Annotated in this window: 17 protein-coding genes and 2 pseudogenes; 13 read left to right on the top strand and 6 right to left on the bottom strand. The window is 63.4% G+C overall.

Annotation, left to right across the window (positions count from 1 at the left end):
• The 4 genes and pseudogenes from LPA44_RS17585 to LPA44_RS17570 form a co-directional block, all read left to right on the top strand.
• Nucleotides 1-95: pseudogene (locus LPA44_RS17585) on the top strand (IS5/IS1182 family transposase); the annotation flags it as partial.
• Nucleotides 96-178: 83 nt separating this feature from the next.
• Nucleotides 179-685, top strand: a complete 507-nt coding sequence (locus LPA44_RS17580) for a hypothetical protein (protein WP_230890785.1) — start codon at nt 179-181, stop codon at nt 683-685.
• Nucleotides 682-1,626, top strand: coding sequence for a hypothetical protein (locus LPA44_RS17575; RefSeq protein WP_230890784.1), 945 nt, complete (start codon nt 682-684; stop codon nt 1,624-1,626). The genes LPA44_RS17580 and LPA44_RS17575 overlap by 4 nt, the downstream gene beginning before the upstream one ends.
• A 156-nt stretch (nt 1,627-1,782) precedes the next feature.
• Complete coding sequence (locus tag LPA44_RS17570) at nt 1,783-2,400, top strand: hypothetical protein (RefSeq protein ID WP_230890783.1); 618 nt, start codon at nt 1,783-1,785, stop codon at nt 2,398-2,400.
• A gap of 150 nt (nt 2,401-2,550) precedes the next feature.
• On the opposite strand, the gene LPA44_RS17565 is transcribed toward LPA44_RS17570, so the two are convergent.
• Nucleotides 2,551-3,159, bottom strand: a complete 609-nt coding sequence (locus LPA44_RS17565) for a site-specific integrase (protein ID WP_230890782.1) — start codon at nt 3,157-3,159, stop codon at nt 2,551-2,553.
• Between the two features lie 220 nt (nt 3,160-3,379).
• Here LPA44_RS17565 and LPA44_RS17560 point away from each other — a divergent pair, with 220 nt between their 5' ends.
• Nucleotides 3,380-3,706, top strand: a complete 327-nt coding sequence (locus LPA44_RS17560) for a helix-turn-helix domain-containing protein (protein ID WP_230890781.1) — start codon at nt 3,380-3,382, stop codon at nt 3,704-3,706.
• A gap of 245 nt (nt 3,707-3,951) precedes the next feature.
• On the opposite strand, the gene LPA44_RS17555 is transcribed toward LPA44_RS17560, so the two are convergent.
• Nucleotides 3,952-5,244 carry a site-specific integrase gene (locus LPA44_RS17555; RefSeq protein WP_230890780.1) on the bottom strand — a complete coding sequence of 431 codons (1,293 nt, stop codon included), beginning with the start codon at nt 5,242-5,244 and terminating at the stop codon, nt 3,952-3,954.
• 64 nt (nt 5,245-5,308) lie between these two features.
• On the opposite strand from LPA44_RS17555, the pseudogene LPA44_RS17550 reads away from it, so the two are divergent.
• The 6 genes and pseudogenes from LPA44_RS17550 to LPA44_RS17525 all read left to right on the top strand — a co-directional run.
• Nucleotides 5,309-5,686: pseudogene (locus tag LPA44_RS17550) on the top strand (DUF309 domain-containing protein); the annotation flags it as partial.
• Nucleotides 5,687-5,729: 43 nt separating this feature from the next.
• The gene (locus LPA44_RS17545; RefSeq protein ID WP_230890779.1) at nt 5,730-6,149 is read left to right on the top strand and encodes a DUF5684 domain-containing protein; all 420 of its coding nucleotides are present in this window, start codon (nt 5,730-5,732) and stop codon (nt 6,147-6,149) included.
• A 55-nt stretch (nt 6,150-6,204) separates the two neighbouring features.
• The gene (dgoD, locus tag LPA44_RS17540) at nt 6,205-7,350 is read left to right on the top strand and encodes a galactonate dehydratase (protein ID WP_230890778.1); all 1,146 of its coding nucleotides are present in this window, start codon (nt 6,205-6,207) and stop codon (nt 7,348-7,350) included.
• Entirely contained in the window at nt 7,347-8,138 is a 792-nt protein-coding gene (locus LPA44_RS17535) for an SDR family NAD(P)-dependent oxidoreductase (RefSeq protein ID WP_230890777.1), read from the top strand. The genes dgoD and LPA44_RS17535 overlap by 4 nt, the downstream gene beginning before the upstream one ends.
• Before the next feature lie 114 nt (nt 8,139-8,252).
• On the top strand, nt 8,253-8,465 hold the full coding sequence (locus tag LPA44_RS17530) for a hypothetical protein (protein ID WP_230890776.1): 213 nt from the start codon (nt 8,253-8,255) through the stop codon (nt 8,463-8,465).
• Between the two features lie 32 nt (nt 8,466-8,497).
• A complete protein-coding gene (locus tag LPA44_RS17525) occupies nt 8,498-8,926 on the top strand; it encodes a GNAT family N-acetyltransferase (RefSeq protein ID WP_230890775.1) in 429 nt (142 codons plus the stop codon).
• 56 nt (nt 8,927-8,982) lie between these two features.
• Here LPA44_RS17525 and LPA44_RS17520 read toward each other — a convergent pair whose 3' ends face one another.
• Together LPA44_RS17520 and LPA44_RS17515 are read right to left on the bottom strand one after the other, a co-directional pair.
• Complete coding sequence (locus tag LPA44_RS17520) at nt 8,983-9,405, bottom strand: GtrA family protein (RefSeq protein ID WP_230890774.1); 423 nt, start codon at nt 9,403-9,405, stop codon at nt 8,983-8,985.
• The gene (locus LPA44_RS17515; protein WP_230890773.1) at nt 9,406-10,833 is read right to left on the bottom strand and encodes a sulfatase; all 1,428 of its coding nucleotides are present in this window, start codon (nt 10,831-10,833) and stop codon (nt 9,406-9,408) included.
• A gap of 209 nt (nt 10,834-11,042) precedes the next feature.
• Here LPA44_RS17515 and LPA44_RS17510 point away from each other — a divergent pair, with 209 nt between their 5' ends.
• Entirely contained in the window at nt 11,043-11,993 is a 951-nt protein-coding gene (locus tag LPA44_RS17510; RefSeq protein ID WP_230890772.1) for an AAA family ATPase, read from the top strand.
• Here the strand turns inward: LPA44_RS17510 and LPA44_RS17505 are convergent, their stop codons facing one another.
• Nucleotides 11,994-12,236 (bottom strand): glutathione S-transferase N-terminal domain-containing protein, encoded by a 243-nt coding sequence (locus LPA44_RS17505; RefSeq protein ID WP_230890771.1) that lies wholly within the window; start codon nt 12,234-12,236, stop codon nt 11,994-11,996.
• A 156-nt stretch (nt 12,237-12,392) separates the two neighbouring features.
• On the opposite strand from LPA44_RS17505, the gene LPA44_RS17500 reads away from it, so the two are divergent.
• Nucleotides 12,393-13,646, top strand: a complete 1,254-nt coding sequence (locus tag LPA44_RS17500; protein ID WP_230890770.1) for an RNA-guided endonuclease InsQ/TnpB family protein — start codon at nt 12,393-12,395, stop codon at nt 13,644-13,646.
• 9 nt (nt 13,647-13,655) lie between these two features.
• Here LPA44_RS17500 and LPA44_RS17495 read toward each other — a convergent pair.
• Nucleotides 13,656-15,002: DUF7519 family protein (locus tag LPA44_RS17495; RefSeq protein WP_230890769.1), on the bottom strand; the 1,347-nt coding region annotated here is incomplete at its 5' end.

The raw sequence follows: 15,002 nt of genomic DNA, 5'->3' as shown, positions 1-15,002 counted from the left end.
GCCACGCGGTGCGTGCCCGAGCGTGGTACCGTGAATTTCGTGAGATCGTCCTGATGTGTGCGGTCTACAACATCAAGCGATCCGTGAAACAGTGAAATCGAACGCCTTCTGGCGATTCACCAGAGCCCCCATGTCAGAACACAACGCCCCCACGGACCCACAGACGGCGGACGCGGTAGTGACCGACCCGGACGACTTTAACCGCCAACAGCGGTTTAAGGAGATTCACGACGCCCGCCAGCGGGTAGCGGATCATATCTCGGAGATGGAAATAAACCAGCAAACGGGAACGTCGTACCCGCTGTTCGAGATTTCGCGGTTAGCACACTACGTTTCGCTGTATATTATAGAGCTGAAACCGCTAATCGCGCGAAGTGATTGGGACGGAAGCCAACATATCCCTGATGACCGCCCCTATGATACGATTACTGAATGGGCGTCGAAAATGGGTTTCACGCGGGAGCGAGACGGATCGCCCGCGCCCGCCGGTATCCATGAATGTATGCAGATATTTTCGGTGGCAAACAGGTTCTTTGCCGAAGTGGGGATGGACCTTGAAATTGCTGAAGAACAGGGGGACGCCGGGTTTGACTACTCGGACATTCTCGAAGAGGGGCCGCCGGGAGGCGACGCGCCACAGCTCGAAGCCGACGGAACCGGGGCCGAAGGGGGTGGGGGTGAATGAGCGACGCCCGCGTAGCCGGCGGAAACGCCGCCTTCGAGCGCCATATCACGGAAACGAAGTTTTGGAACGTTCTCATGGACGACGTTTTCGGTCCCCGGAAGGGTGGGGCGATTATCTTCGTCGACGCCGAGAACGCGCGGAAAGGCGTCGCGAAAACGTCGGGGGCGGTCGCCCTGGCGCGGCTTATCGCCCGGGCGTTCCGGTACGATATTCAGAAAGACGACATGACCCTTTCCGGCGCTCACTACCTGAAGCGGTATCAGGAACAGCCGGGCCATGAACAGCCGTCCGTGTTGGTTCTCGACGAATTCGTAGGCGCGGGGAGCGGGGACGCCAGGCGCGCCATGTCGAGCCAGAACGTCGACTTTGGGCGGGCGTGGCAACTCCTACGCTCGAAGCGCGTCGTCACGCTGGCGACGCTTCCCGATTGGAACGAAGCCGACCCACGGCTTCAGAAATACGCCGATTACCGCGTGTGGTGTCGAGAGAAGCCGATCGGGTTCTTTCAGCCGTACAAAGTGACAGTTCCGTTCAATTCGAGCGGGTCGGGCGCTAAGACCCGGACGAAGGGACTTAGCTACGGCGAGGATACCGACCGCATAGCCTTCCCGAACATGGACGCCGAAGGCGACCCGTACTATCGCCATCTCTCCGAGCGGAAGGATGATCTCATTCATTCAGAGACGTGGGACGCCGACGCGCTCGAAGGCGACGCCGAAGGCGACGGCGAAGAGCCGGCCACTCCCGAAGAGATCGAGCGCCGGGAGCAAATCAAAGTCGCTATCAGACTGTACAAACCGTGGGACACCGATATGACGCGAAGTTACGAAGAGGTAGCCGACGCGCTCGCGGAGAAGTCTGATACCTGGGTCGGGAATCGGGTTCGCGAATGGAAGAACGGCAAACACCGCGAGTTAGTAGCCGATCCGAGGGAAGAATGAGCCACGCAAACCACACTTGGGGAACCAGTCGGGCTAATCGCCAAAAGGCGAAGCCACCGCCGGCCACCACAAGTCAGGGCAATAGGGTATATACTATATACACGCATAGAGAGGGAGAAAGTTCAGCTGGCGAAACCAAACCGCGAACGTGACCACATGACCGCGACACTCGAACACTCAGACACGCCCGCGATCGACACGCAAGAACCGACCCCGGAAGGACTCAAAGAGGTAATCACGGGCCTTCCCCTCGTTCGTATCCCGAATCTCATTCGGGACGAATACTGTAATCGGTGCGACCGGAAGAACGACATTCGACGGCGCTACGATCTCCCCGAGCGCGACCCGGCGTTTGACGACGGGGAGCGCGTCACGCTCATATGCGGATACAACGCCGACCCCGACCAAACGAACGGGTGGGAAATCCGCGCCGCTCACCATACGGACCACCCGACGAAGGACAAAGACGACGTAGCCACGCCCGGCCAGGCGGTCGCGGAAGTGACGGCGCGGCTCGATCGGGACGGGTGGACGTACACACAACCACCGATCGGGGACCGTGGCCCGGAGGAAAACCACGTCGAAGATCGGTCGGTCGTTCGCGACGTCGAGATTGTATGGTTCTCGCCCGTCGACGAAGGCCAGGAACGTGAGCCGATCCGTGAGCCGGACGAAAACGGTATGGCCCAACCGAAGCCGACGGACCCGATCCCGGATTGGCCGGACGAAGAGAACGAATGGCGGAAGGAGATTATTCAGGAACTTGGAGAATAGCCCCCGCTAAGCTCGAAGATTCTCACGTCAATTCTAAGCGCCGTGAGCGTCCCGTGGGCGGCCCGCGTCCGACAGTAGTAGAAGATACGTAGAAACTCCCTTCGTGTGTGCTACGCGCTACGCTGGCGCGACCGTGACGGGCGTATACGGTTAGACGCCGACGTTCGCGCCGTCGAAGGCTTCGTTTACGACCCGTTCGCTCGGGGCGTTCAAATACGGCTCTATCGCTTTGAATGAGTCCCACCCGCCCACGGCCATGACTACCCTGGGGTTCATGCGTTCGTCGACGAGTAGTCTTTGGGCGTACCGCCGCCGGAGATCGTGGCTCGAAACGTGGTGGTAATCCTCTTCGCCGGTTTCGTCGGCGGTCGTGTTCGCCACCCGCTTAACGACGGCTCGAACCCTGGACTCGGATAGGTCTATGAACGGGTCGGACGGGCGTAGGTCGTTCTCTTGCTGGTATTGGTGTAGCTCCCGCTCGACACTCTCGGGAAGATAGGCGTCCCGTGGCTTCCCACCGCTGCCGGTCGTATCCTTTCCTTCGGGGACCCGTAGCCGGTAGTGTTCGCCGTCGTCGGTTCGTTTGACGTGGCGCGGACACACCTGGGGTATCTCGAAGGCGCGAAGCCCGACGTACCCGCCCAATTGAATGAGTAGATCGTTGCGTTTGCTCCCGGCGTGGCGGCGTAGCTGGCCTAGCTCCCTATCCGTCAACCAGACTTTGTATTGGCCGGGCTTGTCGGTCGCTTCTAACCGCATACTATCTTGTTTTGAGAACTTCGGACAAATACCCGGCGTCCAAAACGCTCACGCGGGGATATAGGGGGTGAATTGGTGGGTTCGTTGCCGACTTCATTCACAAGTCGTCAATACCAATCTTTACAGGCTTGTGAATTTGCACCACACACTACTGGCGTGTTGTCGCTAGAAGGCGACCGACGCTATGGACGTCGACCGCCAGGAGTGCTAGAACACACCCATGCAGGGCGATGATTCCACGCGACAAGAACGTAACGACGCCAAATTAGAACAGATAGCTCAAGATATAGATCGAGAACGACTTTATGAATTAGACTACCAGAACCCGAGCGTTCTCGAAGCTGCCTTCGCAGAAGGCTATGATGCGGGTGAGGTTGCAGTTGCTTTCGGTGTTTCAGAGGCGACCATCTATCGATGGAAATCCCGATTTGGACTTTCGTCTTCACGTAGCGAAAAACTTCCCGACGATTTCGGTAAACGGATTGCTGCGGGTATGAAACGCGAGAAAGAACGACGCGAAACACTTTCTCAAACCCTCGAAGATTGAGGAATCTATACCCATGAATTTGGATTGGGGATAGATAGCTCTTAGTGTAGGGGTAGCGTCGGAGAAATACCCTTCCATGGGGTTCCACCAAATTCGCGGTGTCTATTGCCTGTATTCCCGGGAGTTAGAGGCTCTTACACATCCTTATTCGCTAAGGAGGCGGGTTCTTTGAGGTTCACACCGTGACGCGCCAATATCGGGGGTTTGAGAACCGCGCTTAAGTTACCTAAGAGAAAAAATGGCGGCTATTCGTCTAGTCGTTCATGCAGCAGCTGCTTGATTTCGGGATCGTCTAAGAGATTATCCAGCTCGTCGAGCTTGTCCATGGTATCGGTGTCCGACGGGTCCGTTTCGCGGTAATCCTGTTTCACGTCGTCCTGCATTTTCTCTTCGGCGTCCCTGGCGTCCGGGGTGTATGTCATACCGCAATAGGGGCAGGATTTCCATTCACCGTCGAGCGGTTCCCCACACCCGTCACAAACGGGCGGCGTGAGCGGGTTATCCTCTTCCGGTTCTCGAAGCCCACGCTTTTCTTCGGCCTTCTTGATGTAATCCTCGTCCGTTAGGTGAGCGTAGGTCCGTTCCATCACCTTACTATCGGGTTCGTGGCCGATTAGGTGCTTGATCGTATCATTATCCATACCGTAGTCCCGCTTACACACCGTGACGAAGTAATGCCGGAAGTTGTGAGCGTTCACCGGCTTGTCGACTCCGGCGGCGTCCCCGATCCGTTGTAGCTGACGGTAGACGGTACTCGGGTCGAGCTTGTCGCCAGGTCGTACCCCATCGCGGTTAGTCTGCTTATGCTTGTGAGTGATCAGATAGTCGTCGGGGTCGCCGCTCGGATGTTGACGTTTCCACTCCCTCACCGCTTTTTCCGCCCCGAGTAGCGGACGCTTCCCGCTCGCACCTTTCAGGTCTCCGTCGTCGTCATTCAGGTAAAATATCCCTTCGTCGGGTTTCACGTCTTTGAGCCGGAGATTCAACAACGCGCTACGTCGCTGGCCCGTGTATAGGAGTAGGTCGACTAAGCAAGCGTCCCGGGACCCGCGTCGTTTCGCTTCGTCCCGTAGGGCTTGCACCTCTTCGGCGGTGAACATATCCCGCTCATCAACCGGGGACTCATCTTGGTCCGCAAAGTGAATGTCGTCGCGGTCTACCCCGAGATCGTCGTGATACAGGTAGAACCGTCGGGTCGGACCCTGAAAATTCCGAACGGAACTATTCGCTAATCCTTCGTCTTTGACGCCTTCGACGTTTCCGTTCAAATAGGCGTCCATGAGCCGGTTAATGTCGTATGCCGTCGCTTCGGTAAGGTCCGGCTCCAAGTCCCGCGCCACTCGACAAAGCCCCCGGGCGTAGCGGGCCAGGGTCCCGTCTTGTTTCGTTTTCCCGTCCGGCATTTTGTACGTGTTCCGGCGCGGGTCATTAGCGTCCAGAAATTCGAGGATCAGCTCGCGTTCCTTATCGCTTACGTCGTCGTCGTTCTTAATTCGTTCTCGGGCTGTTTCGTACCGCTCACGCATTGATTTCGCCATGGTGGCCTACCTCATGCCAACCGACATACGCCAAGTGCAAATAACTAAGGATTTGTTTACACCTACGCATACACTCTTCGAGGACGAGTGGTACAACTACGGCAGCGGCACCACGGAGTCGGCGTTCCTCCACGGGATGGTGCAGGTCGCGGCGGGCGCGCACAAGCACTACAACTTCGAGAGCGACGGGACGCGAAGCACGGCGGACGACCGCCCGGCATCCGGCGACGACGCGGGGATGCGCAGTCTCTTCCGGACGGCACTGCAGTACCTCGACGGCGTGCCCGGCGACTACTACGGCGTGGACGTCGAGGACGTGCGCGAGACGCTGCGCACAGCGCTCGACGACCCCACGGTGCTCGACGGGTGGGGCATCCGCATCGACGACGCCGCGCCGAACGCCTACCCCGCCGACTACGAGTACGCTGAGCAACTAGAGTGACGTCCCGGAGTTTTTTACGGTGGTGCGCCTGTAGTAGTCTTGAATGACACTCGACAGTCTCCTGTTGCCCCTCCAGTCGAGCGCCGGTGACGCCGTCGCTGGGCTTGTCGGACTACTCATCGCGTTGGTCGTCTTGGTCGCTGTTGTCGGCGGAACGTGGCTGACGTTCTCGAAAGCCGGCGAGCCCGGCTGGGCCGCCATCATCCCGATATACAACGTCTACGTGATGATCAAAATCGGCGGCAACGAGTGGTGGTGGCTGCTGTTGCTGTTCGTGCCAATCGTGAACATCTTCGTGCTTGCGAAGATTTCCATCGACATCGCGGAGTCGTTCGGCTGCGGCCTCCTCTTCGGCATCGGACTCTGGCTGATTCCGGCCATCTTCTTCCCGGTGCTGGGCTTCGGCGACTACGAGTACCGCGGCCGCGGCGGTTCCAGTCCCAGTAGCGGCCAGTCGTTCTGAGCGCTCGCGGGCCTGACCGGAACCACTAACGGGTGTCCGGTCAGTCCTCGACGTAATGCGAATTACCGACTACGAACTGTTCCACGCGGCTCCAAGATGGCTGTTCCTGAAAGTCACGACCAGCGACGGCACCGTCGGCTGGGGGGAGCCGGTCGTGGAGGGGCGTGCGAAGACGGTCGAGACGGCGGTCGAGGAACTGTTCGAGAGCTACCTGCTCGGCGAAGACCCGACGCGCATCGAGGACCACTGGCAGGCGATGTACCGCGGGGGGTTCTATCGCGGCGGCCCCATCCTGATGTCCGCCATCGCGGGCATCGACCAGGCTCTCTGGGACATCAAGGGACAGACGCTCGGCGCGCCGGTCTACGAACTGCTCGGCGGGCCAGCACGGGACCGGATTCGCGTCTACCAGTGGATTGGCGGCGACCGACCCGGCGACGTCGGCGAGGCCGCTGCGGAGAAGGTCGACGCGGGATTCACCGCGCTGAAGATGAACGCGACGCCGGAGATGCGCCGCGTCGACAACCCGGAGGCCGTCGACGAGGCCGTCGACCGCATCGCTGCGGTCCGCGAGGCGGTCGGTGACGAAGTGGACATCGGCGTGGACTTCCACGGCCGCGTCTCGAAGCCGATGGCGAAGCAGCTGGTCGCCGCGCTCGAACCGTACGACCCGTTCTTCGTGGAGGAGCCCGTGCTCCCCGAGCACAACGACGTGCTCCCGGAGATTGTGGCGAAGACGACGACGCCCATCGCGACCGGGGAGCGGATGTACTCCCGGTGGGACTTCAAGGAGGTCTTCGAGCAGGGCAGCGTGGACGTCATCCAGCCGGACCTCTCGCACGCCGGCGGCATCACCGAGGTGAACAAGATCGCGTCGATGGCCGAAGCCTATGACGTGGCGATGGCACCCCACTGCCCGCTCGGGCCGGTCGCGCTGGCCTCCTGCGTACAGGTGGACGCAGCAGCACCGAACGCCCTGATTCAGGAGCAGAGCCTCGATATCCACTACAACGAGGGCAGCGACGTGCTGGACTACCTCGAAGACCCGTCGGTGTTCGAGTACGAGGACGGCTACGTCGAACTCCCTGAAGGGCCGGGCCTGGGCATCGACGTGGACGAGGACGCGATTCGCGCGTCCGAGGAGCCCGACTGGCACAACCCAATCTGGCGTCACGAGGACGGAGGTGTCGCCGAGTGGTGAGCACTGGCGAACGCTTCGCGGGGAAGACCGCCCTCGTCACGGGGTCGACGCGCGGCATCGGAGAGGGTATCGCGTGCCGGCTCGCCGCGGAGGGCGCGAACGTCGTCGTCACCGGTCGGACAGTCGAGGACGGCGAGGTGGTTGCGGAGCGAATCAGCGACGAGGAAGCGGGTTCGGCGGTGTTCGTACGAGCCGATATGCGCGACCCGGAGGACATCGAAGCGCTCGTGGAGGCGACCGTCAAGCGCTTCGGCGGGCTGGACGTGTTGGTGAACAACGCGGGCGTGCAGACGGAGACGCCCGCCGACGAGGCGACCATCGAGGACTGGGAGTTCGTGCTGGAGACGGACTTCCGGTCGTACTGGCTGACCGCCAAGCACGCCGTCACGGCGATGGACGGCGGCAGCGTCGTCAACGTCTCCTCGAATCACGCGCGGCTGACGATGCCCAAGCACTTCCCGTACAACGCGGTGAAGGCGGGTATCGACGGGATGACGCGGGCGATGGCGCTGGACTTCGGGCCGTCGATTCGCGTGAACACCGTGAACCCCGGCTGGGTCGCCGTCGACCGCACCACCGAGGAGATGGACGACGAGTACCGCGAACACCTCGACTCCATCCACCCCGTGGGTCGCATCGGCGAGCCCGAGGACGTCGCGGCGGCGGTGGCGTTCCTCGCGAGCGACGAAGCGGCGTTCGTGACGGGCACGTCCCTGCTCGTGGACGGCGGGCGAACGGCCGTCATGCAGGACGACACGCTGCCGGACTACCGCCAGCGCCGCGAGTAGTTGATACGGATTACCGCTCTTCCCGGTGTGTTTGTGTAAGCAGTAGCTGTCAGTACAACCCGAGAACCACACTGTCAGTATGATTCTACCAACAGTCCTCCGGGGGTGGCGGTCGTGAGCCGCATCGGTGACGTCGCGGTCGCGCAGCAGCCGACCCCCGACATGGGTGCCGAGCGCGTCGTGATGGTCGACGATACTGCGGTGCTCATCAGCGTCGCTGGCGACGACGGCACCGAGACCGCGTTCTGGAGCCGCGACACCGGATTCGCCGGGATGCTGTCGTCGCTGCTCGAAGAGTTCGTCGCGGACGTCGCCGACGAGCAGTAGGGGTTTTCCGGCTCGCGGCCCGACTCGTTTTCATGCCGGTCGTGCGAGCCGACACCGACGCCCGCTACGAGGACGCACTCGACGTCAGGTACGCCGTGTTCGTCGACGAACAGGGCGTCCCCGAGGACCTCGAAGTGGACGAACACGAGGGCGACGCGCTCCACTTCGTGGCCTACGCCGAACACGACGAGCCCGTCGGGGCTGCGCGCCTCCGCGAGTACGAGGCGAGCGTGGGGAAAGTCGAGCGCGTCGCCGTCCGCGAAGCCCGCCGCGGCGAAGGCTGGGGTGCGGCGCTGATGGACGCCCTCGAAGCCGCCGCGCGCGAGCGGTTCGACGAACTGTATCTCCACGCCCAACTGCCCGCTGCCGGGTTCTACGACCGCCGCGGCTACGTCCGCGACGGCGACGAGTTCGAGGAAGCAGGCATTCCCCACGTCGCGATGCGCAAGCAGTTGGACTGAACGTTCTGCGAGTCAACAGAAGCGACCGCGAGCGGCATCCAGCGGCGTTCGTACGCCTAACCCCACGTCCAGCGTGCGTCGAGGACGTAGCGGTAGAGGCCGCTGACGAGGATGGCGAACGCGTTCGCGAGCAGGTACGGGAGCGCGCGCCACTCCACGAGCGCGAACAGGACGCCGACCTGTAGCGGAATCGCGGAGCCGCGGATGACGTTCGTCTTCAGCAAGCCGACGAGGAAATCGACGGTGCCGGTGTTGCGGTAGCGGCGGAACGTCCACGCGTTGTTGAGGACGTACGAGAGGACGATGGTGATTTCGATGGCGATGACTGCGCCGACGAGATAGTTCAGACGGCCGACGTCCACGAACGCCCACAGCAACACCATCTGGACGCCCGCCGTGAACGCGCCGACGGCGACGAACCGTCGCAACTGCATCGCGAACGGCCCCTCGTAGAGGCCGCGGAGGTAGCGCCGGACCATCTATTTGTAGCCGAGTGCTTCCAGCCGCGCGCCGAGGTCCTCGTCGACTGCGGCTTCGGTCGTTCCGCTCCGGTCGCGGATGACGGCCGCGTGCTCGTCGACTAGCGGCGCGAACCGTTCGACGACTTCGCGGGCCTCCGCCGACGGGTCCACGGACAAGTCGTCCTGCTGGCTGGGGTCCGACGGCCGGTGGTACAGCTCGTGGGTGTCGGCGTCGACGTTCTCGACGTACGTCCAATCCGCGTCGCGGACGCTCACGAGCAGGTCGCCGTCGTCCAGCGAGCGCGGAATGGGCTGGGCGGTCACCGACTCGCCACGCACGGTCACCGACACGACCGGGTCGTCGTCGGGTTCGTCGCCGTCGAGGACCGCGGTGGCGAGCGAGTCGCCCTGCCAGTCGGCGTTCGCGTCGACGTCCAGCAGGTCCGTGATGGTCGGCGGAATCGAGTCCAGGCCGACCTGCTGCTCGATGCGCCGCGGCTCCGCGCCGGGGACGTCGACGACCAGCGGCGCGTGAATCAGTTCGTCGTACAGTTTTGGGTAGTGCGCGAGGTGGCCGTGCTCCTGGAACTCCTCGCCGTGGTCGCCGGCGAGCACGACTGCGGTCTCGTCGGCGACGCCTTCCTCGTCGAGGGTGTCCAGCAGTCGCCCGATACTGGCGTCGACCTGCCGGACAGCGGCCTGGTAGAGTGTACGGAGGTCGCCGAGCGTGCGTTCGCCGACCTCCCATCCGAGGCCGGTGCGGGTGTGTGCGTGCAGCATCCGGTGGGTGCCGAGTACGTTCGAGGACACTTCGCGGATGTACCGCGGTGCGGGGACGTACGGCGTGTGTGCGTCCATGTAGTGGACCCACAGGAAGAACGGCTCGTCGGTGTCTTCGACGAATTCGGTGGCAGCGTGCTCGACGTCGAACATTCGGGACGTGTCGAGGAACGGCCGGTCGTCGCTGTCGCCGCGCAGCCACGACCCGGCGCGGCGCAGCGGGGACGTCGCGAGCTGCAGCCACGCCTCGACCGTGGGGTGAGTAGCGAGGTAGCGACTGTAGATGCTCGACCCGACGCTGGCGACGAACGGCTCGAACTCGTCGAACCCCTTGTCGTATCCCCAGTGCGAGGTGAGAAAGCCGTTCGCCGCGTTGAACCCGCCCGTGGCGACGCCCGCGTCGGACAGCGCCGAAGCGAGCGTCGGCGACTCGCTGACACCGACCTCGTCGGAATCGGAGAACACTGGCCGGGAGGAGAGCATCGACGGGAACGAGAACGGCGTCCAGTTCCCGTTCGCGAACGCGCGTTCGAAGACGGTCCCTCGCTGGGCGAGGCGGTCCATCACTGGCGTGTGTCGCTGTGCGTCGTACGCTCCGATGGCGTCCGCTCGGAGCGAGTCCACCGTGACGAGTACGACGTTCGAAAGCTCTGTGTCAGGTCCCATGTTCGTCGGTTGCCCCCGTTGCCCGTTCGAGACGCCTGCCCCGTCCTCGAACGGCGCTAGCACGCACTCCTCTCGGTGGGAGCGGTGTATGCGTTTCGCTAGGTTAGTCGAAGTGACGGGCTGGCGCGGTATTAACTGAGCGGTTATTCCAGTGATGCGCCGAGAACAGGCGACAACTACAAGGACGGTGGCGGCGACCCACGACTCGAATGGACGCCGACACCGCCGCCCGGACGTGCACCGACGTGATAGACGCAGTCAGCGAGGCGGTCGTCACCGACCGCACGTTCCTCGAAACGGTCCTCTCGGGCGCGCTCGCTCGCGGCCACGTCCTCCTGGAGGACGTTCCGGGCACCGGGAAGACGCTGACGGCGCGCAGCCTCGCGAACGCGCTCGGCCTCGGCTTCACTCGCGTGCAGTTCACGCCCGACCTCCTCCCGTCGGACATCACCGGCTCGCACGTCTACGACGCCCGCACCGAGTCCTTCGAGTTCAACCCCGGCCCCGTGTTCGCCAACGTCGTGCTCGCGGACGAAATCAACCGCGCGCCGCCGAAGACGCAGGCCGCACTCCTCGAAGCGATGGAGGAGGGACAGGTGAGCGTGGACGGCGAGACCCACCAGCTCCCGGACCCCTTCTTCGTCATCGCGACCCAGAACCCCGTTGAGCAGGAGGGCACGTTCCGACTACCGGAAGCACAGCGCGACCGCTTCGCGGTGAAAGCTGGCATCGGCTACCCCAACCGAGCGGGCGAACGAGAACTCATCGACCGCCGCGCGGACCGCCAGACCACCACACCCGAGGTGTCACAGGTCGTCCCCGACGACGCGCTCGCCGACCTCCAGCAGGTCCCGGAGACGGTCTCGGTCAGCGACGGCGTCCGCGACTACGTCGTCGACATCGGGCGCGCCACCCGCGAGGACGACCGCGTCGAAGTCGGCGTGAGTCCCCGGGGTACCCAGCGTCTCTTCGAGGTCGCTCGCGCCCGCGCCGTCGTGCAGGGCCGCGAGTACGTCACGCCCGAGGACGTCAAGCGAGCGGGCCAGTCCGTGCTCGTCCATCGGCTCGTGCTCACCGGGCAGGCCACCGTCGAGGACGTCGACTCCGAGGACGTCGTGCGGGACGTCCTCGACAGCGTGCAGGTACCGGCTGTGTCGTAACTACTCGCCGTAGGTCTCGTAGAGGTAGTCGACGATATCGTCTGACTCCAGCATCCCGTCGACGCCGTGCTCGGGGTCCACGAGCACGGGCACCTGCGACTGGCCGCTGACTTCTCGAACTTCGTCCCGGCGGAATTTGAAGAAGGAGACGCGTTCGGTCTCGTAGTCGAGTCCGAGGTCGTCGAGCGCGCGTTTGACTTTCCGGCAGTACGGGCAGAGCGGCTGCACGTAGAGCGTCCGCATACTCTGGAGGTCGACCGCTTCGGTGTTAGAGAAGATACAGGAGAAACCCTACGGCGTTAGCCGTGGGATGAATCCGTAAGCTCCGCTCCACAAACCACCAGACGTAGCCACCCTGACTCCCTAATCTTCATAAACCACCAGTATCACATCTAATCTATGGAAGTGCGCCGGACTGTCCCCGTCACGCTTGACGTGGACAGTGATGACGACGCACTTCTCCGTGACACCGTGGACGAATTTCTGTTCGCGGCACAATACGTGGTTGACCACGCTTTCCAAGGCGAATACGTCACCACGAGCAAAGGTCAACTTCAAGGCGAAACCTACGACGACGTGTGCGATCAGACGCCGCTAAACACGGGGCTGGTTCAGAACGCCCGCAACAAGGCCGCAGAAGCCTGCAAGAGTGTTGTCGAACGATGGAAGCAAGGCAAGAAGGCGTCGAAACCGCGTATGACTTCCCCGCACGTCGTCTACGACCACCGAACTGCCACATTCTACGACGATTACGTGTCTCTCGCCACTACAGACGGTCGGGTCGAAGCCGACTACGTGCTACCCGACAGAGATCGTGAGACACCCCATGCGGAATACCTGTTCTCCGACGAGTACGAAACCACGGGGGCGGAACTACATCGAAAGCACGACGAGTGGCAACTTCACGTTCACTGTAAGAAGGAAAGAGAGTTGGACTCGCCGGAACAGCCAACACCTGAGAACGGAACGGTTCTCGGGATTGACCTCGGCGTGAACAACCTCGCTGTCGCCAGCACGGGTACGTTCTGGACGGGCGCGGAGTTCGACCACTGGCGGCGTGAATACGAAAATCGGCGTGGCGACCTACAAGAGTGCGGGACGCGGTGGGCACACGAGAATATCCAGGCAGTCGGTCGGAAAGAAAACGGCCGATTCAAGCAGACGCTTCACCGTATCAGCAACGAACTGGTTGCAGAAGCCCGCCAACACGGCTGTACGGTCATCGCCTTCGAGGACTTAACCGATATCCGCGAGCGGACCGGGGCGTCGTGGGGGCATAAGTGGGCATTCAACCGCCTCTACGAATATGTCGAATACAAGGCCGCAGAGTACGGTATCACAGTAGAGCAGGTTCCCTCGGAAAACACGTCGCGGCGGTGTTCATACTGTGGGTTCACCCACCCGGACAACCGCGACGGCGAAGCCTTCGAGTGCTTGAAGTGCGGGTACGAGAACCACGCCGACTACAACGCGGCCAAGAATATCGGTTTGCGGTATCTTCGTCGCAACCAAACCGGGGGCGACGAAGGCGCACCCTTGGGCGTGCGCTTGAACAGCGGGACGCTGAACGTGAACGGTGAGTATGAATCACCTGCCGAGGTTTCGGCTAGAACGGGAGTCCATGCTGAATCCCACCCCTTCAGGGGTGGGTAGCTCAATTCTTCACTCCGCGAGCGCGCCGACCAGCGCCGCCAGTCCCACGCCTGCCGCGACGAGCGCGACTAGCGCTGCGCCTGGGTCGGGCGTCTGGAGTCCGGCGGCGACCCCACCGACGAGCGTCGCGGCGTAGTACGCGAGCACGCCCACGGCGACCGCGGCGGCGACGTGAACGACTTCCGCGCGGGCGGTCGGCGCGTGTCGCTCCAACTCCGCGGCGACGCCGACGCCGTACTCGCCGACGTCCCACGCGACCATCCCCGTGGCGACGAGCGCGAACACGAATTCACGGGGCGCGCCCTGCACGCCGGCGGCGGCCGCGGCGACCACGAGCGCGCCTGCTGCGACGGCGGCGGGCGCGCTGCGCTGGGGAATCGCGCGAAGCCAGCCCAGCCCCGCGAACGCCAGCAGGAGCGCCGAGAGTGCGGCCAGCGGTGCGAGCAGGGCGACGAGAGCCAGCGCCGGCTCGCCGAACGTCGCGACGACGCCCTCGAAGTTCGCGCGCGCCTGCTGGGGGAGCGCGCGCCGGACTTCAGCGACGACCCGATTAGCGAACAGGACGCCGACGAGGACCGCGAGCACGCCGCCACCAGCGGCTGGCGCGACCCGGCGGAGGCTCTCGCGGTGGTCTCCGGTCGCGAGACGTGCGACGCGTAGGGCGCCGACCACGAGCAAGGAGACCGTAATAGCGGCCAACATGAGCGTACGCAGCACGCCGGCGGATGCGAGCGTGCCGACGAGCGAGACGACGCTGTCCGGCATCTGTGCGACGGCGCGCTCCGCGATGCCGGTGACGAACGCCACGAACACGACTGCCCAACTCAGCGCGAACAACCGCCAGACGGTCAAGCAGACGGCGACCACGTACCGGCTGGCCTGCGACACCGTCTCGCGACGGTCGCGCGGCGCGAGTTCGACCAGCGGCGCGGCGCTCACGCCGGCAGCGAGTGCACGCGCTGTCGCTGCGACCAGCACGAAGAACACCACCACGTCGATACTGGTTCCGGTGGGCGAGCGGACGAGACCGACGACCACCCCCACGACGTCTCCGAGTTCGCCGAGCACGCCCACGTTCTGCTGCACGCGTTCGACGAGGACGGCGACAGTCGCGAGGAACGGGAGGATGGTAGTCGCGACGACGACGGAGAACGCGCGGCCGACCGCGCCGCCGCCGACGCCGCCCGTGAACGCCGCCGTCGCGCCGAAGCCAGCGGTCGCGAGCGCGACGACGACCAGCGGGTCGAGTACGTCCGCGAGCAGCGGGAGGTCGGCGGCCGAGAGCCCGGCGGTGGCGAGGACGACGACGAGGAGGCGGACGATGCCGAAGCCGACGAGGACGCCGAGGAGATCGAG

It is taken from the genome of Halobacterium sp. KA-4 (genome assembly GCF_021028995.1).
In the GTDB taxonomy this organism is placed as follows: Archaea; Halobacteriota; Halobacteria; order Halobacteriales; family Halobacteriaceae; genus Halobacterium.
Note: the sequence above shows the minus strand (reverse complement) of the source record. Positions and strands in the feature narration are given on the sequence as shown.